Here is a 25,699-nt window from a genome sequence, read left to right as displayed (position 1 = left end):
TGGCACCACGGTGATACTGTGTTAAAGTAGATATGCTCATAGTAAATGTCTTCTTTCATGGTCTGTTTAGTCACTACCATTGTAAAACATTTACTATGGGTATTTTTTTTTGATTAGGTGTTCGGATTAATTTTACAATTCACGAAATAAAAAAAGTGAGCTGATTAATTAAAATCAGCTCACTTTTTTTTAATAATATTATTATTTTTTGCGTGGTTTTTGAATTGATTTGTTATCAAGGTCAGTTCTTACTACAAGAACGTCACATGCGGCTGTTCTTGTTACGTATTCGGTAACTGAACCAATAAGCAATCTTTCCATAGCGTTAAGACCAGTAGCACCAATCATAATCAAGTCTACATCTAACTTCTTAGGGAAGTCGGTAGCAATGATTGCCTTTGGTGCACCATATTCAATGCTGTAGTCAATGTCAGTTAAACCTGCATCTTTGGCAGTTTGAACATAACTCTTAACTGTTTCCTTAGCTTTTTCAGTAATTTGTTCAACCATAGTTGAATCAAAGCTTGATACATTTTGAAATGCACGTGTATCAATTACATGCAATAGATGAACTGCGGCCTTATTTCTTTTTGCAACTTCAACTGCTTTTTTAAATGCAAGTTCTGCCTCAAATGAGCCGTCGATTGGTACGAGAATGTTTTTGTATTGTTGTAACATATTATCACCCCGTTGATTATTCTTTATCTACATCTTTATTTTAGTTGATTGAATGATATAAATACAGTCATCTGCCAATATTTGCTAAATAAATTGAAAATCCGGCTGCAACCACACTTCCCAGTATAAGGGTAATGAAATTGCTTTCTTTAGAGCCTACGATTACGATAATGACACCGGTAATGGAAATTAATAGTAAAAGGACAGCTGTAATTATCATAATAGTTTTCAAGTTTAAGTTTTCATTTGGTGAGTAAATCAGGAACTTTCTGTTTCTGTGTGACCATAAATTGAATGCTAGTGCTAATAAGAAAATGATGAATATTAGCATTAAAATTTTAATTGCCATTATTGTTTCCACTCCGTTTTGCTTTTATTTTTAACTGATCAAGCTGTTCCATTCGCATTTTGAGAGCTTGTTCGTACTTACCAGTTGTCTTAGGTTCATAATATTTACTATTAATTAAATTATCGGGTAGATATTGTTGACTTACCCAAGCGTTTGGATAGCTGTGTGGATATTTGTATCCGACACCGTGGCCTAATTTTTTAGCTCCACTATAATGTGCATCTTTTAAGTCATCGGGAATAGATGTGGCTTTGCCATTTCTGACGTCTTCAAGCGCTGCATCAATGGCCGACATGCCAGAATTAGATTTGGGACATAAACATAAATCAATTACGGCATTAGCCAGTGGAATCCGAGCTTCGGGAAGTCCAACCATCTGTGCCACTTGAGCTGCTTGTACAGCACGTTGACATGCTTGAGGGTTAGCTAGACCAATGTCTTCATATGCGCACACTAAGAGCCTTCTGATGGCTGTGGTGAGTTCTCCAGCTTCAAGTAAGCGGGCTAGGTACAATAGAGCTGCGTCCGGGTCACTGCCGCGAATCGATTTTTGGAATGCGGAGATGACATCGTAGTGACTATCACCGTTTTTATCTGCCGAAATGGCTTTTTTTTGAACAGACTCTTCAATTGCCTTTAAATCAATGTGTATTGTACCATCTTGTTCCTCAGTTGAAAGAACTGAAAGTTCAAGCCCATTAAGAATACTTCTCAAGTCACCATTTGTTGAATTTACAAGTAGTTCTAGCGCGTTATCGTCCAATTGGACATTATAATTACCCAAACCATTTTCTTTGTCAGCTAGTGCACGTTTAACGGCTTGTTTCAGATCATCTGGTTGAAGTGGTTTCAACTCAAATATTTGTACCCTAGATCGAATGGCAGGGCTTATGTTGATGTATGGATTCTCAGTCGTGGCACCAATCAAAATTATTGATCCACGTTCCAGTAATGGTAATAAGAAATCTTGCTTTGTCTTGTCTAGCCGATGTATTTCATCAAGCAATAAGACAACTGTTCCACTCATTTTGGCTTCTTCAGCGACTATTTGTAGATCCTTTTTACTATCAGTCGCAGCATTTAGCTTGCGAAATGCGTATTTGGTGCTTCCAGCAATTGCGCTGGCAATACTTGTTTTGCCGATACCAGGTGGGCCGTACAAAATCATTGAAGATAGCATTTTGGCATTAACCATTCTGCGGATGATTTTGTTTGGACCCACTAGATGTTGCTGGCCGACGACTTGATCGATATTTGTCGGTCGCATACGGTATGCTAGTGGTTTTTGCATGTTACCTCCTATATAGTACAATAAGTATATTCTACAACAGAGAGTTGAGTAGAGAAACAAACTTATGCTCAACTATTGAAATAGATTTTTTGGATTATGAAAGGGGAGAATAAAATGTTTAATAAAAATGATTTTGACGTATTTGATGATGATACTCTTTCTGGTCGCTTAGATCTTATCAGAGAACAACTTGATCCCAAGTTTGAAATATTTGGGAATAAATTGCTTGATGAACTTGAACAAGAATATCAAGAAAAATTTTATTTAAAGATTGCTAAGCATCAAAGAAGAACTAAGAATCCACCACCTGATACTTGGTTGGCAATTAACATGGATAAAAAAGGTTATAAAAAGACTCCACATTTGGAGCTCGGATTATGGCCTGATAGATATTTTATAACGTTTGGCTTGTTGGCTGATGCACGGAATCGTGTTGATTATTATCCATTGATCAATTCGTGGAATGATCAAATTGTTAGTGATGGTTGGCTGGTGTCAAATGATCATACGATTGCTGAAATGAAGACTTCTGATAATTATTTGGATGTGGTTTCAAGATATACAAAAGTGAAGTCTAGTGATTTTGTTATCGGATATGATCTATTAAAGGACTCGGACATAGTTAACCAGGGGAATTATGATGAACTATTGTTTGATAAGTTTGTTGCTTTGAGCAAGTTGCTAGTTCAAGCAAATAAAGAGGTTGCGAAAGAATAATTCGCAGCCTCTTTTTGTGTTTTTGGGTATAAAAAAACATCCACATGAAGTGAATGTTTTGAAAAATATTAAAGGATTTGGTTGTAGTATTCAACAACTAGTGATTCATCAATATTTGGTTCTAGTTCGTCACGTTCTGGGTTACGTACTAATGAACCAGTCAATGTGTTATCATCAAAGTTTACGAAACCGGGACGACCAACAACATTTTCAAGGTTAGCTTTAACAATAGCTAAGTCCTTTGACTTTTCACGAAGGCTGATCTTTTGACCAACTTGAACTTCGTATGATGGAATATCAACGCGCTTGCCATCTACTGTGATGTGACCATGGTTAACAAGTTGACGTGCTTGTGGACGTGAGCTTGCTAGACCTAATCTGTAAACAACGTTATCAAGACGTGTTTCAAGAAGAACCATCAAGTTAACACCGTGGATACCATCAAGCTTACCGGCACGGTTAAATAGGTTACGGAATTGACGTTCGTTAACGTCATACATGAAACGTAACTTTTGCTTTTCAGCTAATTGTTGACCGTATTCTGAAACCTTACGACGATTGTTTTGGCCATGTTGACCAGGAGCATAGTTACGACGAGCGATTTCCTTACCTGTACCTGAAAGTGAGATTCCTAAACGACGTGATAATTTCCAACGAGGTCCTGTATATCTAGACATAAATAAATTCCTCCAAAATTTTGTATGGAGTAAAATAATTAACAAGAGTTTAACATTCGTGCAGTTGCCGCTACAATTTTCACCACATGCAGCCGTGGGTTACTAGTTGAACAAAATGTCGGTAACTGTTGACGTTCTTGCCGCTCTTTGCTGCATATTTTACACGAAGACTAGTGTAACGTGATTGATAGGCAATGTCAAAAGAAATTTTTGGTTGAATATTTAAAACTTTATTATGAAAGACTATTAAAATAAATAGTGGGGTGGTTCTCTGGTATAATTCAAGTTATATGATATTGAATCATCATTAGGGGTGTTAAAGTGTCGATAATTATTATTGGAATAATTTTACTGGTCTTAGTCTTCCTATGGTATATGTGGTTTTTGCAAAAGAAAAACGCAGGTATCTTAAATTCATATAAAGAACGTGCCGATGAATTAAAGAAAGACAAGTTAACAGGTAAATTAAGAAAACTAGAAGATATGAAGTTAGCTGGAGCTAGTCGTGATCAATTCAGTGGTTTGAAGTCAGACTATCAAAAGCAACTAAATGAAGTTGTTCCCACCATTTTGACTGCAATCCGTGGAGCAGAATATATGAATACGCAATTTAAGGTATTCAGTTCAGCCAAGTCGTTGCGCAAGGTCGATGAGAGTCTTACTTCGTTGAAGGAAAAGATTGATAGTATTTCTAATTCATTAGATGAATTATCTAAGAGCGATGAATTAAATGCTACTCAAAGCGAGGCACTTCAACAGACTTACGAAGACCTGCGCAAAGAAATCTTAACTCAATCGTTCAATTATGGAACTGCGGCAGATAAGCTAGAGGATGAGCTTACTGAAATAGCCGGGTTACTAGATAAAGAGACGCAATTGACTGAAAAGGGCGATCATATTGAGGCCAGTCAGTATTTGGATGACGTTAAGATTAAGCTTGGTTTGATTACTGATCAGTTGAAGGTGATTGAACCACTTCATCATGAATTAAATGAAGTATTCCCTGGTCAAATTGAGGAGATCAATTCTGTCTATCAAAAACTTCTGAATCAGCAATTTAATTTTGAGGAAGATATTGAGGCATTGATCAAGGAAGTTCAAAATAGTCTGGATTTAGCAAATTCTGAATTAGGTGAATTGAATTTTGATTATGTAAACAATACTAATGAAGAAATACGTCAAAACATTGACCATTTGTATGATGTTTTGACAATTGAAATTGATGCAAAACAGAGTGTTCTGAAGCAACAGAAACCTGTTTTGGATTATATTAATCACGCTAAGTTCCAACACAATCGTTTAGACAGTCGAATCCAGAAGTTGAGCGTCAATTATATTTTAAGCGAGACTGATACTAAGAAGTTCAATGAGAACCTAGCGGCTCTAAACGATATTAGAACTCGTTATGATCAAGATGTTCAAAATGTTGCCGATAAGGATTCCATTTTTTCTAAAGCTGAGGAAGATTTTAAATCAATTGTTTCTCAATTGGACGATATTGAATCCAGTGAGAAATCAATCAACGATAATTTTAATCAGATGCTTTCAAGTGAAAGAATTGCCAGAAATAGTGTTGATAAGTACGCTAAACGTCTTGAGATTCAGAAGAAAATTGTTGAGCAACTTAGACTTAAGGGGTTACCAGATGATTACTTGGATTATTTCTATATGGTCTATGATGAAATTACGAAGCTCTATAATGAATTAGATGCTGATCAAATTAATATGGAAGACATCAGCAAGCAGGTAATTGTTACTCAAGAAGATTTGGATAATTTAGTTCAAAAAACAACTGATTTGAAGATGAACGTCAAGTTGGCTGAGAAGTTATTACAATATGCTAACAGATATGATAACAAGGACGCTGAGTTTACTGATCAACTTGGTCGTGCCCGTTCTTTGTTTGATGACGACTACGAGTATGCTGATGCGGTTGAAACAATTTCTGCAGCTTTGGAACGTGTTGAAGCCGGTTCAGTTGAGAGAATAAAAGAAACAATTAATGCATAATTTTTGATTTTGCGTTATCTTATAAGATAGTAAAAAAATTAAGGCCTTTAAGGCCTTTTTATTTTGGTGGGAAAATATATGATTTATTTTGATAACAGTGCAACAACTAAAATCGAGAAATCAGTTCTCGATACATACAATGCTGCTAGTTTGAATTATTTTGGTAATCCATCTAGTTTGCACAAATTAGGATTGAAAGCCTATGAATTGGTAGAAACTTCTCGTAAGCAAATTGCTAGTTTAATGGGAGTTAAACCATACGAAATTGTATTCACAAGTGGTGGTACAGAAGGTAATAATTGGATCATCAAAGGAACCGCATTTAAGAAACGTGAATTTGGTAAACACATCATCACGACATCAATTGAACATCCTTCAGTTATGAATTCAATGCATGAACTTGAAGAATTGGGATATGAAGTGACTTACCTGCCAGTTGATAAGACAGGCCATGTCAGTGCTGAAGATTTGAAGAATGCTATTAGAGATGATACTATTCTAGTTTCAACTATGGCTGTTAATAATGAAATTGGTTCTATCCAACCAATCCATGAAATGGCTCGTGTTTTGGATGATTATCCCAATATCAGTTATCATGTTGATGGCACACAGGCTATTGGCAAGAATATTGAAGATCAGTTCATGGATCCTCGTGTTGATTTCTATACTTTCTCTGGTCATAAGTTCCATGCGCCACGTGGTATTGGCTTCATTTATATGAAAGCTGGTAAACAACTTGAACCATTGATGGCTGGTGGCGGCCAAGAAAAGAATCTAAGAAGTGGTACTGAAAATACCCCAGCGATTGCTGCTATGGCTAGAGCATTGCGTTTGCTTAAAGAAAATGAAGCTCAAAAAGCTGAGAAGATGACAAAGCTCAAGACAGAATTGATCGAACACATTCAAAGTCTTCCAAATACGCATGTATTCTCACAACTTTCTGACGATTTTGCTCCACATATCATTTGTTTCACGATTGATGGAGTTCGTGGAGAGACGGTTGTACATACGTTTGAAGATCGTGATATTTATATTTCAACAACTAGTGCATGTTCATCAAAGAAGGGCTTGGAATCAAGTACTTTGAAGGCTATGAGTACGCCTGAGAAGGTTGCTACAAGTGCTGTACGTGTTAGTTTGGATGAAAACAATACAGAATCAGAAATGAAAGAGTTTATCAAGAATTTGGATGAGATTCATGAACACTTCCAAATTTTAAATTAGGAGAATTAAATGGAATATACTGAAATTATGGTTCGCTACGGTGAACTATCAACAAAGGGTAAGAATCGCAAAAGCTTCATCGACCGTTTACACGGAAATGTAGCTAAAGTCCTAAAGGATTACCCTGATCTAGTAATGAGACCACACCGTGATCGTTTACATATTCAATTGAATGGTGAAGATGCTAAGCCAATTATGGAGAAGTTAAAGAATGTCTTTGGTATTCAAACTTTTTCATTGAGTGTTAAAGTTTCACATGACTTTGAGGATGTTAAAGCCAAAGCTATCGAAATGATGCATGAAGCTTGGAAGCCAGGCATGAGTTTCAAGGTTGGAACTAAACGTTCTGATCATTCATATCACCTGGATACTAACCAAATTAATTTACAACTTGGGGATGCTATTTGTGATGAATTCCCAGGAATTGATGTTGAGATGAAGCGTCCTGATATCAAGATTTCAGTTGAAGTACGTCAAGATGGTATCTATCTTTCATACTTAACTGTTAAAGGTGCTGGTGGTTTACCTGTTGGTACAGCTGGAAAGGCTATGCTGATGTTGTCTGGTGGTATCGATTCACCTGTTGCCGGATATCTTGCTATGAAACGTGGAGTAGATATTGAAATGGTTCATTTCTTCAGTCCTCCTTACACTTCAGAACAAGCTTTGAATAAGGCTAAGGAGCTTACAAGTAAGTTGACGGCCTTCGGTGGTAATATCAAATTTATCGAAGTTCCATTTGCTGAGATTCAAGAGACAATCAAATCATCAGTTCCAGAAGGTTACTTGATGACAATTCAACGCCGTTTCATGTTGAGATTGACTGATATGTTGCGTGAAAAAGAAAACGGCTTAGCTATTTTTAATGGTGAAGCTGTTGGACAAGTAGCATCACAAACACTTGAAAGCATGGCAGCTATTAATGATGTTACAACGACACCAATTTTGCGTCCCGTTGCAACTATGGATAAGACTGAAATCATCAAACTTGCTGAGGATATTGATACCTTCAATTTGTCTATTCAACCATTTGAGGACTGCTGTACTGTCTTTGCTCCACCAAGTCCTAAGACAAGACCAAGCATCGAAAAGACTCGTAAATTTGAGAGTTCTCTAGATATTGACGGTTTGATTGAACGTTCATTGGCTGGTGTTAAGATCACGACTATTGAACATGGTGACCATTTTATGGAACAACAACAAGAAGATATTAGTACTTTATTGTAGAATTAGTTTGACGTAATTAAATTTATGTTTTATTATCAATTCAACAGCTTTGATCAGGAGTGTTAAGTGAATAAGCGTAAGAGAGTGCATGTTAGCTGAGAAATGCGCGGTTTAGATACTTGATTGTTACCTGTGAGCTATCAAAATTTGATCGGGCCACCGTTATCTGTTGAGAGGAGAATCTATTTTTTGGATTCTCAATTTAGGTGGTACCGCGAGCATTCGTCCTATTCTGGACGGGTGCTTTTTTTGTTTCAAAAAGTGGCTGTTATTGCGAGCATAGAAGCTCATTTATGGAGGAAAGACTATGAGAGAAATCGACATGGATACGAAATACAATCCAAAAGAAGTCGAAGAAGGACGTTATCAAGCATGGCTTGATGATGATGATTTCAAACCTTCTGGCGACAAGAAAGCTAAACCCTATTCAATCGTTATCCCACCACCAAATGTTACTGGTAAGTTGCACATGGGACATGCTTGGGATACAACGATTCAAGATACTTTAGTTCGTTACAAGCGTATGCAAGGTTACGATACACTTTATTTACCAGGTATGGATCATGCCGGTATTGCTACACAAGCAAAAGTGGAGGCTAAGTTACGTGAACAAGGAATTACTCGTTATGACCTTGGTCGTGAGAAGTTTGTTGACGAAGTTTGGAAATGGAAGGATGAATTTGCTTCTATTATCAAATCTCAATGGGGCAAATTAGGTCTATCGCTTGATTACTCTCGTGAAAGATTTACCTTGGATGAAGGATTATCAAAGGCTGTTCGCAAGGTCTTTGTTAAGTTATACAACGAAGGTTTGATTTATCGTGGTGAGTACATCATTAACTGGGATCCACAACTTCAAACAGCCTTGTCAGATATTGAAGTTATCCATAAGGATGATGAGGGTGCATTCTATCATGTTAAGTACCCATATGCTGATGGCTCAGGTTTCATTGAAATTGCTACTACTCGTCCTGAAACAATGTTTGGTGATGTTGCTGTTGCCGTTGCTCCTGATGATGACCGCTATAAGGATATCGTTGGAAAAGAGATTATCGTTCCATTAGTTGATCGTAAAATTCCAATTATTGCAGATCACTACGTTGATAAAGAGTTTGGTACTGGTATGGTTAAGATCACACCTGCCCATGACCCTAATGACTTTGCCGTTGGTAACAGACATGACCTTAAACGTATAAATACAATGAATGCTGACGGAACAATGAACGAAAATGCCGGTAAGTATAATGGTATGGATCGTTTCGAAGCACGTAAAGCTATTGTTAAAGACTTGCAAGATGCTGGATATATGATTCATATCGAACCATACGTTCACAGTGTTGGTCACTCAGAACGTTCTGGTGTTCAAGTTGAACCTAGACTATCAACACAATGGTTCGTTAAGATGAAGCCACTTGCTGAAACAGTTTTGGCTAATCAAAAGAGTGATAATAAAGTTAACTTTGTACCTGATCGTTTCGAAAATACATTCACACAATGGATGGAAAATATTCATGATTGGGTTATCTCACGTCAATTGTGGTGGGGACACCAGATCCCTGCTTGGTATAACAAGACAACTGGTGAAACATACGTTGGAGAAGAAGCTCCTAAGGATATTGAGAATTGGGAACAAGATAAAGATGTTCTTGATACATGGTTCTCAAGTGCTTTATGGCCATTTTCAACTATGGGTTGGCCAGATGAGAATTCAGAAGACTACAAGCGTTATTTCCCAACCGATACATTAGTTACTGGTTACGATATTATCCCATTTTGGGTTTCAAGAATGATCTTCCAAAGTTTGAAGTTTACAGGCAAGAAGCCATTTGAAAATACTGTTATTCATGGTCTTATGCGTGACTCACAAGGTCGCAAGATGAGTAAGTCACTTGGTAATGGTATTGACCCAATGGATGTTATTGAAAAATACGGTGCTGATGCTTTACGTTGGTTCGCAATGAATGGTACAACTCCTGGACAAGATACTCGTTTCAGTTATGACAAGATGGATGCCTCATGGAACTTCATTAATAAGATTTGGAATGCTTCACGTTACGTTATCATGAACCTTGATGATGACACTCCAGCTATGGATGATCTTTCAAAGGTTACAACATATGATCTTTCTGATAAGTGGATCCTAGCTAAATTGAACGCTACAGTTAAGAATGTTAACGAATTACTAGACCGTTTTGAGTTCGGTGAAGTTGAACGTAGTCTTTACAGCTTCATTTGGAATGATTTCTGTGACTGGTATATTGAAATGAGTAAGGCAACATTGACTGGCGATGATGAGGCTGCTAAGAAACAAAAGAAGATGATCTTAACATATGTACTTGATCAAACTCTTCGCTTAATGCACCCAATTATGCCTTTCGTAACCGAAAAGATTTGGTTGACTATGCCTCATAATGGCAAGACAATCATGCATGCTAAATATCCAGAATATCATGCTGAGTTAGATAATGATGATGCTATGAGCCAAATGGATGTCTTGATTGATCTTATTAAATCATCAAGAAAGATTCGTTTGGAGGCAAATGCACCAATGTCTAAGGCTGTTGATATTATGATCAAGCCACAAGATGATCATGTTAAAGATGTTATTTTGAATAATGAAGAATACATCGATCGCTTTATGCACCCTAAAGAATTGAATGTAGCGACTGACTTGTCAGCTCCAGCTTTGGCAATGACTGCTGTTACTAATGGTGCTGAATTGTACGTTCCATTGGCAGAATTGATTGATCTTGATGAAGAAATTGCACGTCAAGAGGAAGAATCTGCTAAGATAGATAAGGAAATTACTCGTTTAGATAAGAAATTATCTAACAAGAATTTCGTTGATAAGGCACCTGAAAAGGTTGTTGCTGAACAAAAAGATAAGTTGGCTGATTATCAAGTTAAGCAAGAAAAGATTCAACAACGTATTGACCAATTGAAGGCTAATAAATAATTAAAATTAAATCAGGGGGAAAGACATATTCTATTTGTCTTCCCCTTTTTTTGTTGAGAAGGGTATGAAATGCTGAAAAATTATCAAGAAGCAATTGACTATATTCACTCTTTGCCGAAGTTTCACCGGACCAATAAGCTAGATAGAATCAAGTCAGCACTAGAGAAGTTAGATAATCCTCAAAATGATTATCCAACGATTCATGTAACTGGTACGAATGGTAAGGGAAGTACATGCAACTACCTATCTAATTTGTTAGAGGCTGACAATTTGCGTGTAGGGATGTTCACATCACCATTTATCAAAGTATTTAATGAAAGAATTCAAATCAGCCATCAAATGATAAACGATGCCGATTTGTTGCGATTAACTAATAAAATTATTGACTGTATAGATGAAATGGAATTATCAGAGTTTGAATTTGTGACATGTTTAGGATTTCTATACTTTAGTGGAAGAGTAGACGTTGCAATTATCGAAGTCGGAATTGGAGCAGCTCATGACAAGACTAATGTCATTACTCCGGATGTGTCAGTAATAACCTCAATCGAGATGGATCATGAACAGATAATCGGTCCCACAATACAAGATATCGCTATTGAAAAGTCGGGAATCATCAAACAAAATGTTCCACTTGTTACCGGCTATTTACCTGGAACAGTTCGAGGTATTGTTTTGAACAAGGCCAAAGAATTGGATAGCCAAGTATTTGAATATGATCATAATTTAAAAATTAAGAATTTAGTAATTGATGACTTCAAAATCCATTTTGATTTTGGAGATGTTAAAATTGAGTGTAATGGGATCGAGAAGACTTCGGCAATAAATGCGGCTATTTCTATACAAGCATTTATATGTTTTGAAAATAAACATGGTCGAAAATTTGATTTACCTGAAATTGTTAGTCACATTGAATTAAATGAGATCCCGGCAAGACTACAAATTGTACAAAATAATCCATTAATTATCCTTGATGGAGCGCATAATTTGGCGGCAATTGATAATTTAATCAATTCTTTAATAACAAATGAGCCTAATAAAGATATAATTGTTTTGTATGCTGGAATGAAGGACAAAAATCGTCATGATATTTTGCATCTTCTAGCCAAGAATACAAAGCAGATTTTTGTTACTAGTTTGGATATGCCACGCGCTGCAAAAGCGGATGATTATGATTTGAGTAAATTTCCAAATGTTTCTTATATTAATAACTATCGAAAATACTTGGATGATCATGTACAAAGTTTGAAAAGTAATCAGATTTTGTTGATAACTGGATCCTTTTACTTAGTTTCAGAATTAGAATCGTATTTTGCATAATTTTTCTCGTAATTTTTTGTATGATGTTAAACTTAAGAGAACGAATTATACAGAATGGAATCAAATCATTAGAAACAAAAGAATTAATCGCGGTATTACTAGGTAACGGTACGAAAGAACAGAATGTAACAGAAATTGCAGATAAAATTGCATTTAAATTTCAGAATTTGCGATTCGACATGGAACAATTATTAAATGAAAAAGGAATTGGTATAGCCAAAGCTTGTATAGTTATGGCTGCAATTGAATTAGGCGAACGGAAATTAGAAGCTGATTCGTTATTGAATCATGTCGTTGATATGTCGAGTTTGAGTGAACATTTAATTAAAAAAATTGGGAACTCACCACAAGAGAAGTTAATAGCTGTATATTTAGATAACGGTCATCGCGTAATAGAAGAAAAGGTTGTTTTTGTGGGAACAGCTGATGCTGCTACGGTGCATCCACGAGATATTATTAGGGAAGCATTATATGTGTCAGCTACTCAGATTGTCATTGCTCATAATCATCCTAGCGGATTGTTGATACCGTCTGAGAACGATAAGAAGTTCTCGTTGAGGTTGAATAAATGCTGTCGGTTGATGGGAATTAACTTGATAGATCATGTTATTGTTACAAAAAATGCATATTTGAGTTTAAAAACACAAAAATTTATTTAGGTATGTCATTGGACTACTTTAAATTGGCCTTTTGTATGATATAATTTTGGATAGCGTAAAATGTGGTGTGTACTTTAAAGGAGAGAATATAAATTGTTTGGTATTGGATCAAAAAAGTTAGGTATAGACTTAGGTACTGCTAATACTCTTGTCTATGCTGAAAGTAAAGGCATCGTTTTAAACGAGCCATCAGTAGTTGCAAAGAACAATAATACTGGAGAAATCGTCGCTGTCGGTTCAGATGCTCGTGAGATGATTGGTCGTACTCCAGGCAGTATTTCAGCAATCCGTCCTATGAGAGATGGTGTGATTGCCGATTATGATACAACAGCAGCAATGATGAAATACTTCATTGAAAAGACTGCAGGTAATTCAAAACCTTCTGTTATGGTATGTGTACCAAGTGGTGTTACAGAAGTTGAGAAGAGAGCTGTTATTGAAGCTACTCAGCATGCGGGTGCTAGAGAAGCCTATGTAATTGAAGAACCATTTGCAGCAGCTATTGGTGCGGGACTTCCAGTTATGGACCCAACAGGTAATATGGTTGTTGATATTGGTGGTGGTACTACTGATGTCGCTACTATTTCACTTGGTGGTATTGTTTCCTCACGTTCTATTAGAGTTGCTGGTGATAAGTTCGACGATTCTATTTCAGCTTATATCAAGACAAACTTCAACTTACAAATTGGTGAAAGAACTGCTGAAGACGTTAAAATTCAAGTTGGTTCAGCATCAATCGAAAAAGCTAAAGAGCTTGAAACAATGCAAATCCGTGGTAGAGATCTAGTTACAGGTCTTCCTAAGACTATCCAATTGACTGGTGAAGATATTGCTACAGCCATTCATGAAGATGTTCAGGAAATTATTGAAACAATCAAAGAGACTCTTGAAGAAACTTCTCCTGAGATTGCTGCCGATGTTATTGACCATGGTATTGTACTTACTGGTGGTGGAGCATTATTACATCATTTGCCAGAAGTAATTTCTGAAGCAACTGGAGTTCCTGTATTCATTGCTCAAGACCCACTAGATTGTGTAGCCATCGGTACTGGAGAATCACTTAAAAATATCGATGTAATGCGTCGTCAAAAATAAGCGGGTTAATCCCGTTTTTTTTGTTTACTGTAGGAGGAAGCAATGCAAAAGTTTTTTTCAAACAAAAAGTTAATCATTTTGATGGTAATTCTTATCGTGACTTTTGGGCTTTTAGCGGTTACGGTAAATATCCGAGATAACAAAGACACTCCTCCTGCCGTTCAGCAAGTAGGTAATGATGTCGTTAGTGTTGTGGGTGGAGTATTTGCATATCCAACTAATGCACTAAAGAATGTTTCATCTGAGTTTTCTGATCTATACAATACGTATACTGAGAATAAACATTTGAAAGCTCGAATTGATGAATTATCACAAAATAAAGTGAAATTACAAGTTGTTCAAGAAGAGAATAAGAAATTAAAAGAAGAGCTTAAGTTAGATGCTACATTAACTGATTATTCAACTGTAAATGCATCTGTTTTGTCACGTTCACCAAGTAGCTGGCAAAGCTATTTGACTATCAATCGTGGAAGTACGAGCGGATTGAAAAAGAATATGCCAGTAATGTCAGGTAAGGGACTAATCGGACGTATTATTGAAGTTGATAAAATCAGTTCTAAGGTTGAATTAATTTCTACTAATAATGAATTAAATGATAAGTTTGCTTCAGAGATCATGGGTGACAACAATAATTCAATTACTGGAGTCGTAAGTCGTTACGATAGCGATTCAGGTAAGTTGGTTATGGAGAATGTTAACGATACCAAGAGCATTAAAAAGGGTCAGCGTGTTATGACTTCTGGTTTGGGTGGAGTTACACCTCGTGGTCTATATATCGGTAAAGTATACGGAATTAAAAAAGATAATTATGGTATGACTAATTCTGTTTATATAACTCCAGCAGCTGAGCTAAGGAACTTTACTGTTGTTACAATCATCAAGTCACAGGTTAGTGGTGAAAGATAATGAATATCAAAACTCAAAAGATCGTCGGACAAGTTATATTTGTGCTGCTAGCTTTTTATCTGGATGGTCTAATGAAGTGGGCGTTCTTAAATAATATGAACACAGGTAACTTCATGATTCTTCCACAGATCATGTTGATGGCAATTGTTTTATTATCAATGAGAATTGATAATCGTCGTCATTTGTTGACTTATGGAATAATCTTTGGTGTTATGTATGACTCATATTATTTTGGAATTATTGGTTTGTATACAGTTCTCTTACCTCTGATTATGATCGGAATCGATCATTTTAAATTCTTATTTATCAAAGCAAATATTGGATATGAACTATCAATTTATTTCTTAGCATTAACATTTTTACAAACAGGCATTTATGTTTTAGAAAGATTGCTTCAACAAACAAGTACAGATGTATTGGACTTCATAACTTATGTATTAGGACCAACACTACTTTGGAATATGATTGTTTTCTTCGTTCTATATATTCCGTTAGCTAATCTTAGTGATTGGTTGGTCAAATATCGGAGGGAAAATAAATGAGTAACGTCACCCTTAAAGGTAGTAAAGAGGGATTTGTTGTAATCATTAACGATGGAAGCGACTTCGAACAAGCTTTGAAGGACTTAAAGACATTGATTCTCAAGCAGAATATCGGATCTACTGATGATGACGTTATCCAATTTACTATTAAGACCGGGAATCGGCTTTTGACTAAGGAACAAAGAAAGACCGTTAAGACCGTTTTTAAAAATTATCCTCAAATCGAGATCAAAGATATTATTTCTAATGTTGAAGATAAACAAGATGTTGAAGAGCTATTGAAAGCTAATAAAATGACAATTGAAACTGGTATTGTCCGTAGTGGTCAAAAGCTTGAGTTTGAGGGGGATGTCCTATTCTTAGGCGTTCTTCATGAGGGAGCTAAGATTTCTACGACGGGTTCAATGTATATTCTGGGTCAGGTTGAAGGAATAGTCCAAGCTGGCTATCCCGACAACACTAGTGCAGCAATCTTTGGTAATTTGGAAAATGCCGCACAGCTTAGAATTGCTGATGTAATTGAGATAATTACAGAAGACAACGCTGACAAGTTGCATAATCATCAGTTTGCATATATTGATGAAATGCATTCTATCAGCGTTGATGATTTGCAAGACTACAAAGAGGTTATGAATGAATCTAGAAAAAGGACGGTTTAGTTATGGGAATATCTATTGTTGTAACGTCTGGTAAAGGCGGTGTTGGTAAGACTACGACTACTGCCAATATTAGTTCCGTCTTAGCTAGTTTGGGTAAAAAGGTCTGCATGGTGGATCTTGATATTGGGTTACGTAATTTGGATGCTGTTTTGGGTTTAACCAACCGAGTTGTTTATGATATTGTCGATGTTGCTCAAAATCGAGTGGTTTTATCACAAGCTTTGGTTAGAGATCCTAGATTTGAAGACAATTTGTATTTATTGGCTGCATCACAATTTGCAGATAAATATGTTTTGGATCAAGATTCTGTTAGAAGAATCGTTACTTATTTGAAACAGCGATTTGATTTTGTAATTATCGATTGTCCTGCCGGTATCGAATACGGATTCCAAAATGCTGTTACTGTAGCGGATGGTGCTATTGTGGTTACTAACCCTGAGTTGGCTTCAGTAAGTGATGCTGATCGTGTGGTTGGAATTCTGGAAAGTATGAAAATGCCGATAACTCCACATTTAATTATTAATAGAGTGCGTAAGAATATGATAAACGAAGGAACCTCAATGAGAATTGATGATATTGTTAATCACTTACGTATTCCATTATTAGGAGTAGTGGTTGATGAAGACGAGGTTATTGCAGCCTCTAATTCTGGCAAAACTGTTGTTTCTGATAAAAATAGTGATGCCGGTCATAGTTACAGAAATATCGCTCATCGAATGCTTGGTGAAAGTATTCCGTTAGATATATTCAATGATACAAAAAAAGTTGGATTTTTCAGCAGAGTATTTGGTAGAAAAAAGTAGTAATGGTACAATGTTGTTAAATTGAATAGTCAACACAGGGGGAGCCGATTGGCTGAGAGTGATTAAGTTCAGACCCTTTAAACCTGTTATGTTAATTCATGCGTAGGGATAGTGTTGTTCAAGTATGTAAAAACTCGAACTCTCTTGTGATGGCTTAAATCAGAAGGGAGTTTTTTTGTGTCAAAAAATAATAGTTTAGTCGTGCTAACTGAAGGTGCAATAATTGTTGCTGCAGCTCAAGCACTATCATTTGTTCCACATGATTTAGGTGTTTCTTCGATCCAAGTGGAATATGGATTAATTCCGATGGCAATATATGCACTCAGACGAGGTGCAAAGCCTGGATTAATGGCGGGATTTGTTTGGGGAATTTTGGATTTGATTCTTAAAGGGTTCAGCAGTGGTGGTTTCTTGAATCCATTGCAAGGACTAGTAGAATATCCATTAGCTTTTGCGGCTGTTGGATTGGTAGGACTTGGCAGTGTCCAAGTTAAGTCACAAATAAAATCTGGTAAAAATGCATTGGGATTAATAATAATGTATTCTGCATTAGGATTTCTAGTTAAGTACTTTCTACATTTTTTAGCTGGTGGTATTTATTGGGGAGCATATGCACCAAAGTCAATGAACCCTTGGATCTATTCATTGGTAATTAATGGCGGTAGTTTTATAGCGAACATGATCATGCTGCTGGTACTATTAGTTGTGCTTAGTCGAGTATTTAAGAGGTTCATTATTGTTAAAGAATAAATAAAATAAAAAGAGGTTGCGTGTCCGAGTAGGGACATACAACCTCCTTTTTATTTAAATGAAACTCATGAGTGATCCAAGAATCACTCCACCAACAGTTACCAAAATCATTACCCATACAAATATCTGAGTGAATTTGGTTAAAGTACTTTTAGGCTTTTTTTCGTCGTTCAAACCTTCCACCACCTAGTTTTTATATAGTGAAATGTTACTTCACCTTTCAACAATATGCAAGATTTGTCTCCAAAATGATTAGATTTTAGAAAAATCCCCCACCATGTTATATGTTGACGTATCAATATGTAAAACGTTTTTAGAAAGTGCTTTACCAATTATCCAATATCAAGTGGTTAATTGTGGTGATTTGTGGTAAATTAAGAAGTGTTAAAGAATTGAGGTGAACTGTGGATGTTCATGGGAGAATTTCATCACACCATCGATAGTAAAGGTCGAATAATTATCCCTGCAAAATTCCGTAAGGAAATTGGGGATATTTTTGTGATTACTCGTGGTATGGATGGATGCCTTTTTGGATATTCCATGGCTCAATGGGGAAAATTGGAAGCACAGCTGGACAAACTACCCTTAACTAAAAAAGATGCACGTGCTTTTACCAGATTCTTTTATTCTGCTGCGGCAGAGGTAGAATTTGATAAACAAGGACGAGTTAATTTATCTACATCTTTAACTGAATTTGCTAAATTAAAAAAGAATTGCGTGGTAGTTGGTGTCTCTGATCGAATTGAAATTTGGGACGAAGACAAATGGACTGAATTCAGCCAACAAGCCGAAGACAATTTTGAAGAAATATCGGAGAAAATGACAGACTTTGACTTCTAATGAATTTGTACACAAAACAGTTTTACTAAAAGAGACAATTGATGAGGTTAACCCACGGGATAACGCCATTTTTGTTGATGCTACCTTTGGTCGTGGAGGACATACTAAAGAATTACTCAGTAGGATGAACAATAGTACTGTTTATGCTTTTGATCGCGATGAAACAGCCATTGAAGCTGGAGAAGAGATTCAGGGTAACGCAGATATTATTGGTAGTAACAAATTAGTATTGATCCGTGATAATTTCGAGAACATGAAAGAACGCTTGAATGACATAGGTATTACTGAGGTCGATGGAATAGTTTATGATCTTGGTGTTTCTTCACCACAATTTGATGATGCCGTACGTGGATTCAGTTATAAAAAAGAAGCACGTTTGGATATGCGTATGGATCAGCGTCAGGATTTAGATGCTGAAAAAATTGTTAATGACTGGTCATATAATGAATTGGTAAGTATTTTTTATAAATATAGTGATGAAAAGTTTTCTAAGCAAATTGCTCGTTCAATCGAACGAATAAGAGAAGATCATCGCATAATTTCTACTCTGGAATTGGCAGATATTGCTAAAAATGCTATTCCAGCTGCTAGGAGACGTACCGGTGGTCATCCAGCTAAGAGAATTTTTCAAGCAATCCGAATTGCTGTCAATGATGAATTAGGTTCACTTGAAAGATCTTTGGAACAGGCAATATCACTGCTTGCACCGAAGGGAAGAATCAGTGTTATAACCTTCCAATCAAAAGAAGATCGAATTGTGAAACATATATTCAAAGAAAATTCAGAAATTGATTTACCAAGAGGACTACCCGTGGTTCCAGATAATTTGCAACCACCTCTTAAACAAATCACTAGAAAACCGATTCTACCAAGTGAAGACGAATTAGAAGTAAATAACCGTGCACATAGCGCGAAATTACGAGTTGTTGAGAAGATTTAGTCATGGAGAATTTATTATGAGAGAAAGTACAGCTAGAAACCTTACAAATTACGAAGCGGTAGAACAACCACAATTCAACCCTGTTGAAGCACCTAAGACCGCCACAAAGCATAAAGTAGCATTGTCAAAATTAGAGGCCACTTTGATAGTTGGGCTCGGTCTTTTGACATTGGCTTTGATGGTGAGTTTGGTAAGTGTCAAAGTTTCTATGACTTCCGCTCAAAATAATCTGGATCAAATAACAACTGAAATCACCAAAGTAAATACGAACAACGTAAACTTACGTCAGGAAATTTCTGAAATGACAAGTTTTGACCGTCTTTCAGCCTTTGCCAAAAAACATGATTTGAAGATGAGTAACAAAAACGTAAGGAACGTATCAAAATGAAATCTGAAAATAAATTAAATAAGGCAAGACGCAATCATAAAATCGTTGGTTTTTCAATTTTGATTGTGACTGCCCTTTTTTTTGTTACCGCGATATGGAGATTCACTTCTATATCAACAGGCAAGCATTATAACGGTATAAATTTGGAACAAAGAACGAAAATGAAATACCAGAGAACTTCCAAGGTCAATGCCAAGCGTGGAGATATTTTGGATGCCAATGGCGATATGATTGCTGGAGATTCTACGATTTATAATATTTATGCTGTTTTGGATAAATCTTCAAAGACTAGTGACGGTAAGAAAGACTACGTCTCTAATAAGAAGAAGACAGCATCGGTATTGAGCAAATATTTACCGTTGTCGAAGAAACAAATTCTAAAATATTTGAATCCAGAAAATAAAAAAGCTTATCAAGTTGAATTTGGTCAATCTGGCCGTGGATTATCTATTGAAATAAAAAACAAAATAAAAAAGGCTGACTTATCAGGTATTCATTTTGTAGAATTACCTTCTAGGTCTTATCCCAATGGTGTTTTTGCCACGAATTTAGTTGGTATTACCAAGGCAGATAATGCTAATGATGAAAACAGTAATATCAGCGGTGTAATGGGTATTGAAAAGTATTTTAATAAATTACTCACTGGTAAGAATGGTAAAAAGATCAATAAAGTTGATTCCAAAGGTAACGAATTACCTGATTCACAAGTGATTGAAAAGAACTCTGTTGATGGTTCAAATATTTATCTAACGCTTAATAGTAGAATTCAACAATACACAGAAATATTGGCACAAAATATTTCTGATAAGTATGCACCGAAGAATTTACAGATAGTCGTGATGAATGCTAAGACCGGTGCCATTGAAGCTGCTACTCAACGACCAACTTTTAATCCTACTACTGGTAAGGGAATATCTAATAGTTGGCGTGATACATTAGTTGAGGATCAGTATGAACCTGGTTCAGTAATGAAGATTCTGACGCTCTCTGCTTCTATAGATTCTGGGAATTACAGACCTAATGAGTTGTATAAATCAGGCTCTGTTGAAGTGGGCGGACGTACAATTAACGATTGGAACAATGCCGGATGGGGCTATATCCCTGTATCCGAGGCATTTCCAAGATCATCCAATGTTGGTATGGTTCATCTTGAAGAAGAGATGGGTTCTAAAACTTGGATGAATTATATGAAGAAGTTTGGCATTAGCAAGAAAACCAATATCGAACTTCCTGGTGAGGTTGCTGGAAGTATTTCTTATAAACATGCCAGTGATCAGGCAATGACTGCGTTTGGTCAAAGTGTCAACGTTAATGCTGTACAAATGCTTCAAGCATTCTCTGCCATTGCAAATAATGGTGAGATGATCAAACCACATATTATTCAAAAAATAGTTGATCCGCTTACTGGAAAGACGACTAAATCGTATAAACGTGAAGTTGTTGGTACTCCAATCAAGGCAAGTACTGCTAAACAAGTTCAAAATGCGATGCGCCAAGTTGTAACTAAGAATTACGGTACTGGTTTGGTTTACAACGTTCCTGGAATCAAAGTGGGAGTTAAGACCGGTACTGCTCAAATTGCTTCACCAAATGGCGGATATATGACAGGATCGAATAACTATATATTCTCAGTAGCAGGAATGATTCCTTATAATGATCCCAATTATATTGTGTATGTAACTATGAAACAGCCACAGCAAATGACTGAATCTCCAGAAAGAATTCTTTCGGAAGTCTTCAATCCACTAGTAAAAAGATTGGTTAGTCAAGGAAAGGCATCAAGTAGTGCGGCTGATACTGGTAATCAATATGTAAGTATTCCGAGTTTGTTGGACGATACGACAACTGATGCAGTTAAAAAGATAAAACAGCTTGGACTACTATCTGGTATCATTGGTACCGGAAATAAGGTCGTTCAACAGATTCCAGCCAGTGGTGAGAAGGTTATGCCAGGTCAAAGAATTGTTCTTTTGACAAATGGTGCAATGACAATGCCAGATTTGACTGGTTGGTCAAAGAATGATGTTATGAAGTTTGCAGAAGTAACTGGAGCTAATGTAACGACAAAAGGCGACGGATATGTAACAGATCAATCCGTAGAAAAGGGCCATGTAATTAGTGACAGTGGTAAAATTATAGTTACTTTGAAAAATCAATAATTTTCAATAAAATTGTTAAAAATAGTTAAGGGGATTTTTATGGAACTTAGTCACATTGTTATAGACATAGCGAGTGGAGCTGCGATAGTTGCGATATTGATGCCGTTTTTGATTGGATATCTTGTTGCACATAAAGAAGGTCAATCCATTCGTGAAGAAGGACCAAAATGGCACGAAAAGAAGTCAGGTACACCTACAATGGGTGGTTTGCTAATAATCTTAGCGACTGCTGTTACTAGTATTTGGGTTGGTGCTTGGCAAGGACAATTAACACATTCATTATTGATTACCACTTTTGTAATAATCCTTTATGGATGTATTGGTTTTATTGACGATTTCATCAAAGTCTTTAAGAAGAGAAACCTTGGTTTAAGAGCATGGCAGAAGTTATTATTACAAATTCTTGTTGGTGCAATTTTCTTATACGTGTACAACAATGATTCATTGCAATTTAACTTTACTATTCCAGGTGTATTTTCAGTTGATTCAGTGATCATTTTCACTTTATTTACAATGTTCTGGCTGGTTGGATTTTCAAATGCAACTAATTTAACTGATGGACTTGATGGCCTTTTGGGTGGATTAGGAACAATTTCATATGCCACATACGGAATTATTTCACTTTATCAAAACAGATATGATTTAGCTGTTGTTTGTTTTGCAGTAGTAGGTGGATTGTTGGCATTCCTAGTATTCAACCACAAACCAGCTAAGATTTTTATGGGTGATGTTGGTTCATTAGCACTTGGTGCTGGTCTTGCAGCCATCTCAATTTTGTTGGGACGTTACTGGTCACTGCTATTGATTGGATTAGTTTATGTTATTGAAACAGCAAGTGTTATGTTGCAAGTATTTTCATTCAAAGTTTTCCATCGTCGTATTTTCAAAATGACACCAATTCACCATCATTTTGAAATGCTTGGTTGGAATGAGTGGAAAGTTGATATTGTATTTTGGATCGTTGGTTTAATTTGTTCAGGAATTTATTTAATCTTATTTATGTAGGAAGTTAGTCATTTATGAAAACAGAAAGTAAATATGCAAATAAAAAATTTTTAGTTCTAGGATTAGCAAAGAGTGGTTTTGCGGTCGCAAAACTTTTGAAGAAAATGGGATCAGATGTCACAGTTGTTGATTCTAATAAGTTAGAAGGTAACGATGAAGCAAAGCAGCTTTTGGATGATGGATTTAACGTTATCACAGGCAGTAATGATGCTAAATTAGTGGATTCGTCTTATGATTACGTTGTCAAGAACCCTGGTATTCCGTATTCAAATGAATTGATCAAACATGCACAAGAAATTGGAGTTCCAGTAATCACAGAACCAGAGATTGCTTATAGTTTTTCTGATGCAACTATGGTTGCTGTAACAGGTACCAATGGTAAGACAACTGTAACTACTTTGATTCAATTGATGTTGGCACATTCACCTAAGTTTAAGAAGTCATATTATGCTGGTAATATTGGTATTCCGATTTCAAACGTTATTCAAAAGGCGACAAAAGACGATGTTGTGGTAACTGAATTATCTAGTTTCCAACTTGAAGGAACTATTGATCTTCACCCACACGTTGCAGTGCTAAACAATATTTATTCAACACATCTAGACTTTCATGGAACACGTGAAAATTACATCAAAGCAAAAATGCATATTACTAAGAATCAAACTAAAGATGACTACTTTGTTGTTAACTGGAATACCGAAGAATGGAGAAATCTTGCCAAGCAATCTAAGGCAGTTATTCGTCCATTCTCTGATGAACAAGTTCTTGATGACGGTGCATATATAAGAGATAACGAAATTTACTTTAATAAAGAATTTGTTATGAACACCGATTCTATTCAAGTTCCTGGTGAACATAACGTTCAAAATGCTTTGGCTGCAATTAATGTTGCCAAACTATTCGATGTAAGCAATGAAGATATCATCGATGTATTAGCTTCATTTAAAGGTGTTAAGCATCGTATCCAATATGTCGATAAAATAAATGGCAGAAAATTCTACAATGATTCTAAGGCAACTAACACTGAAGCAACCATCGTTGCGTTAAGTGCATTCAAACAACCAATCGTATTGATTGCTGGTGGACTTGATCGTGGTAATGGATTTGATGATTTAGTTCCATATCTAAAGGGCAAAGTTAGAGACATCATCTTGTATGGTGAAACTGCGGACAAGATGGTTGATGCCGCTAAGAAAGCTGAAATCAGTAGTATTACAAAAGTTAATAATTTGAAAGAAGCTGTTCCGGAAGCATATCGTCAAAGTAGCGAGGATGATGTTGTTCTTCTTTCGCCAGCAGCTGCAAGTTGGGATCAATTTGATACATTCGAGCAACGTGGAGACCAATTCATTGATGAGGTCGAAGAACTAAAAGGGGAAAACTAATGGCTAAACTACGAGTTATCGTCTCTGGCGGTGGTACTGGTGGTCATATCTATCCTGCAATGGCTCTGATTAAGCGCCTGAAGGAACGTGACATGATCGAAGACGTATTATACGTTGGTACCGAAAAGGGCTTAGAAAGCAAAATAGTCAAACAGGCAGGATTGAAGTTTAAAACTATAGAAATTAGTGGGTTTAAACGTAAATTGACACTTGAAAATGTCAAAGTCATGCAACTATTTTTGTCGAGTATTGGCAAATCTAAAAAGATCATTAAAGATTTTAAACCAGACATTGTTATTGGTACTGGTGGATATGTTTCAAGTGCGATCGTTTATGCGGCACATAGTAAGCATATTCCTACTGTTATTCATGAGCAGAATACTATTGCTGGAGTAACTAATAAGTTTCTTGGACATTTTGTAGATAGAATTGCTATCGCATTCAAAGAGGCTCAAGATCAGTTTTCCGAAAAACGTAAGATTGTCTTCACAGGTAACCCAAGAGCACAAGAAGTTGTTGGAATTAAGCCGAATGATCGTTTGAGCGAATTTGGTTTGAAGCCAGGTGTTCCAACCGTCATGATTTTTGGTGGATCTCGTGGTGCAGCTCCGATCAACAAGGCCGCAATTAGTGCTATGGAGAAGTTTTCAAAAGAGAATTATCAAGTCTTGTTTGTTACAGGTAGAGTTCATTATGATTCTGTGATTGAAAAAATCGATAAAAAGTACATAAATAGTGAAAATATCTCGGTATTACCATATATTGATAATATGCCTGAGATATTACCTGATATTAATTTGATTGTTGGTCGCTCAGGTGCAACCAGCATTGCTGAAATAACAGCGTTAGGTATTCCATCAATTTTCATTCCTAGTCCATATGTAACCCATGATCATCAAACAAAGAATGCGATGACCGTTGCTAAAAATGGTGCGGCAAAGATGATACCGGAATCTGATTTAACGGATGAATTATTCTTTGATGAAATCAATAAAATCATGAACAGTGATGAGATCCAGTCAGAGATGTCGCAAGCATCTAAAAAAATTGGTGTTCCAGATGCGTCAGATCGATTGATAAAAGTATTAACTGATTTAGTAAAATAAATAAGAACGAGGT

The 25,699-nt window shown here is 36.2% G+C and carries 24 protein-coding genes, 1 riboswitch and 1 other annotated feature; of the genes, 20 read left to right on the top strand and 4 right to left on the bottom strand.

All coding sequences use genetic code 11. From position 1 onward, the window contains the following. Window positions 1-201: 201 nt before the first annotated feature. Complete coding sequence (locus EKM66_RS06205; protein ID WP_125762692.1) at window positions 202-678, bottom strand: universal stress protein; 477 nt, start codon at window positions 676-678, stop codon at window positions 202-204. Window positions 679-1,016: 338 nt separating this feature from the next. Next, window positions 1,017-2,318, bottom strand: coding sequence for a replication-associated recombination protein A (locus EKM66_RS06195; RefSeq protein WP_125762688.1), 1,302 nt, complete (start codon window positions 2,316-2,318; stop codon window positions 1,017-1,019). Window positions 2,319-2,432: 114 nt separating this feature from the next. Between EKM66_RS06195 and EKM66_RS06190 the strand changes: the two genes are divergently transcribed. Continuing rightward, window positions 2,433-3,035 (top strand): DUF1054 family protein, encoded by a 603-nt coding sequence (locus tag EKM66_RS06190; RefSeq protein WP_125762686.1) that lies wholly within the window; start codon window positions 2,433-2,435, stop codon window positions 3,033-3,035. A gap of 68 nt (window positions 3,036-3,103) precedes the next feature. Here the strand turns inward: EKM66_RS06190 and rpsD are convergent, their stop codons facing one another. Beyond that, complete coding sequence (gene rpsD / locus EKM66_RS06185; RefSeq protein ID WP_125762684.1) at window positions 3,104-3,712, bottom strand: 30S ribosomal protein S4; 609 nt, start codon at window positions 3,710-3,712, stop codon at window positions 3,104-3,106. Window positions 3,713-4,033: 321 nt separating this feature from the next. Here rpsD and EKM66_RS06180 point away from each other — a divergent pair, with 321 nt between their 5' ends. From EKM66_RS06180 to thiT, 12 genes are all read left to right on the top strand, one after another. After that, window positions 4,034-5,722: a septation ring formation regulator EzrA gene (locus tag EKM66_RS06180; protein ID WP_125762683.1), complete on the top strand. Its 1,689-nt coding sequence runs from the start codon at window positions 4,034-4,036 to the stop codon at window positions 5,720-5,722. A gap of 78 nt (window positions 5,723-5,800) precedes the next feature. After that, entirely contained in the window at window positions 5,801-6,946 is a 1,146-nt protein-coding gene (locus EKM66_RS06175) for a cysteine desulfurase family protein (protein ID WP_125762681.1), read from the top strand. A 9-nt stretch (window positions 6,947-6,955) separates the two neighbouring features. Next, on the top strand, window positions 6,956-8,173 hold the full coding sequence (gene thiI / locus EKM66_RS06170) for a tRNA uracil 4-sulfurtransferase ThiI (RefSeq protein ID WP_125762679.1): 1,218 nt from the start codon (window positions 6,956-6,958) through the stop codon (window positions 8,171-8,173). Between the two features lie 40 nt (window positions 8,174-8,213). Next, window positions 8,214-8,406 (top strand) — a binding site (T-box leader). A gap of 74 nt (window positions 8,407-8,480) precedes the next feature. Continuing rightward, window positions 8,481-11,129, top strand: coding sequence for a valine--tRNA ligase (locus EKM66_RS06165; protein WP_125762677.1), 2,649 nt, complete (start codon window positions 8,481-8,483; stop codon window positions 11,127-11,129). A 69-nt stretch (window positions 11,130-11,198) separates the two neighbouring features. Beyond that, the gene (locus EKM66_RS06160; RefSeq protein ID WP_125762675.1) at window positions 11,199-12,449 is read left to right on the top strand and encodes a bifunctional folylpolyglutamate synthase/dihydrofolate synthase; all 1,251 of its coding nucleotides are present in this window, start codon (window positions 11,199-11,201) and stop codon (window positions 12,447-12,449) included. Window positions 12,450-12,469: 20 nt separating this feature from the next. Then, on the top strand, window positions 12,470-13,108 hold the full coding sequence (gene radC, locus EKM66_RS06155) for a RadC family protein (RefSeq protein WP_125762673.1): 639 nt from the start codon (window positions 12,470-12,472) through the stop codon (window positions 13,106-13,108). A 93-nt stretch (window positions 13,109-13,201) separates the two neighbouring features. Beyond that, on the top strand, window positions 13,202-14,203 hold the full coding sequence (locus tag EKM66_RS06150) for a rod shape-determining protein (RefSeq protein WP_125762672.1): 1,002 nt from the start codon (window positions 13,202-13,204) through the stop codon (window positions 14,201-14,203). 42 nt (window positions 14,204-14,245) lie between these two features. After that, a complete protein-coding gene (mreC, locus tag EKM66_RS06145; protein ID WP_125762671.1) occupies window positions 14,246-15,109 on the top strand; it encodes a rod shape-determining protein MreC in 864 nt (287 codons plus the stop codon). After that, on the top strand, window positions 15,109-15,651 hold the full coding sequence (gene mreD / locus EKM66_RS06140; protein WP_125762670.1) for a rod shape-determining protein MreD: 543 nt from the start codon (window positions 15,109-15,111) through the stop codon (window positions 15,649-15,651). The genes mreC and mreD overlap by 1 nt, the downstream gene beginning before the upstream one ends. Continuing rightward, a complete protein-coding gene (locus EKM66_RS06135) occupies window positions 15,648-16,310 on the top strand; it encodes a septum site-determining protein MinC (protein ID WP_125762669.1) in 663 nt (220 codons plus the stop codon). Before mreD ends, EKM66_RS06135 begins: the two co-directional genes overlap by 4 nt. A gap of 2 nt (window positions 16,311-16,312) precedes the next feature. Further along, a complete protein-coding gene (minD, locus tag EKM66_RS06130) occupies window positions 16,313-17,113 on the top strand; it encodes a septum site-determining protein MinD (RefSeq protein ID WP_125762668.1) in 801 nt (266 codons plus the stop codon). 27 nt (window positions 17,114-17,140) lie between these two features. Further along, window positions 17,141-17,240, top strand: a riboswitch (TPP riboswitch). Between the two features lie 50 nt (window positions 17,241-17,290). Beyond that, window positions 17,291-17,863: an energy-coupled thiamine transporter ThiT gene (gene thiT / locus EKM66_RS06125; protein WP_125762667.1), complete on the top strand. Its 573-nt coding sequence runs from the start codon at window positions 17,291-17,293 to the stop codon at window positions 17,861-17,863. 54 nt (window positions 17,864-17,917) lie between these two features. Here the strand turns inward: thiT and EKM66_RS06120 are convergent, their stop codons facing one another. Further along, a complete protein-coding gene (locus EKM66_RS06120; RefSeq protein WP_125762666.1) occupies window positions 17,918-18,037 on the bottom strand; it encodes a DUF4044 domain-containing protein in 120 nt (39 codons plus the stop codon). A gap of 234 nt (window positions 18,038-18,271) precedes the next feature. Here EKM66_RS06120 and mraZ point away from each other — a divergent pair, with 234 nt between their 5' ends. From mraZ to murG, 7 genes are read left to right on the top strand one after another with little or no spacing between them, the layout of a single operon-like run. Then, the gene (mraZ, locus tag EKM66_RS06115; RefSeq protein ID WP_125762665.1) at window positions 18,272-18,703 is read left to right on the top strand and encodes a division/cell wall cluster transcriptional repressor MraZ; all 432 of its coding nucleotides are present in this window, start codon (window positions 18,272-18,274) and stop codon (window positions 18,701-18,703) included. Continuing rightward, window positions 18,693-19,643, top strand: coding sequence for a 16S rRNA (cytosine(1402)-N(4))-methyltransferase RsmH (gene rsmH / locus EKM66_RS06110; RefSeq protein ID WP_125762664.1), 951 nt, complete (start codon window positions 18,693-18,695; stop codon window positions 19,641-19,643). The genes mraZ and rsmH overlap by 11 nt, the downstream gene beginning before the upstream one ends. Before the next feature lie 16 nt (window positions 19,644-19,659). After that, a complete protein-coding gene (gene ftsL / locus EKM66_RS06105) occupies window positions 19,660-20,031 on the top strand; it encodes a cell division protein FtsL (protein ID WP_125762663.1) in 372 nt (123 codons plus the stop codon). Beyond that, window positions 20,028-22,190 (top strand): penicillin-binding transpeptidase domain-containing protein, encoded by a 2,163-nt coding sequence (locus EKM66_RS06100; RefSeq protein WP_125762662.1) that lies wholly within the window; start codon window positions 20,028-20,030, stop codon window positions 22,188-22,190. Before ftsL ends, EKM66_RS06100 begins: the two co-directional genes overlap by 4 nt. A gap of 39 nt (window positions 22,191-22,229) precedes the next feature. Continuing rightward, window positions 22,230-23,195: a phospho-N-acetylmuramoyl-pentapeptide-transferase gene (gene mraY, locus EKM66_RS06095; protein ID WP_125762660.1), complete on the top strand. Its 966-nt coding sequence runs from the start codon at window positions 22,230-22,232 to the stop codon at window positions 23,193-23,195. A 14-nt stretch (window positions 23,196-23,209) separates the two neighbouring features. Beyond that, a complete protein-coding gene (gene murD, locus EKM66_RS06090) occupies window positions 23,210-24,580 on the top strand; it encodes a UDP-N-acetylmuramoyl-L-alanine--D-glutamate ligase (protein WP_125762658.1) in 1,371 nt (456 codons plus the stop codon). After that, a complete protein-coding gene (murG, locus tag EKM66_RS06085; protein ID WP_125762656.1) occupies window positions 24,580-25,686 on the top strand; it encodes an undecaprenyldiphospho-muramoylpentapeptide beta-N-acetylglucosaminyltransferase in 1,107 nt (368 codons plus the stop codon). The genes murD and murG overlap by 1 nt, the downstream gene beginning before the upstream one ends. Window positions 25,687-25,699 lie beyond the last annotated feature (13 nt).

Origin of the sequence: Companilactobacillus hulinensis (assembly GCF_003946555.1) — a bacterium.
In the GTDB taxonomy this organism is placed as follows: domain Bacteria; phylum Bacillota; class Bacilli; order Lactobacillales; family Lactobacillaceae; genus Companilactobacillus; species Companilactobacillus hulinensis.
Note: the sequence above shows the minus strand (reverse complement) of the source record. Positions and strands in the feature narration are given on the sequence as shown.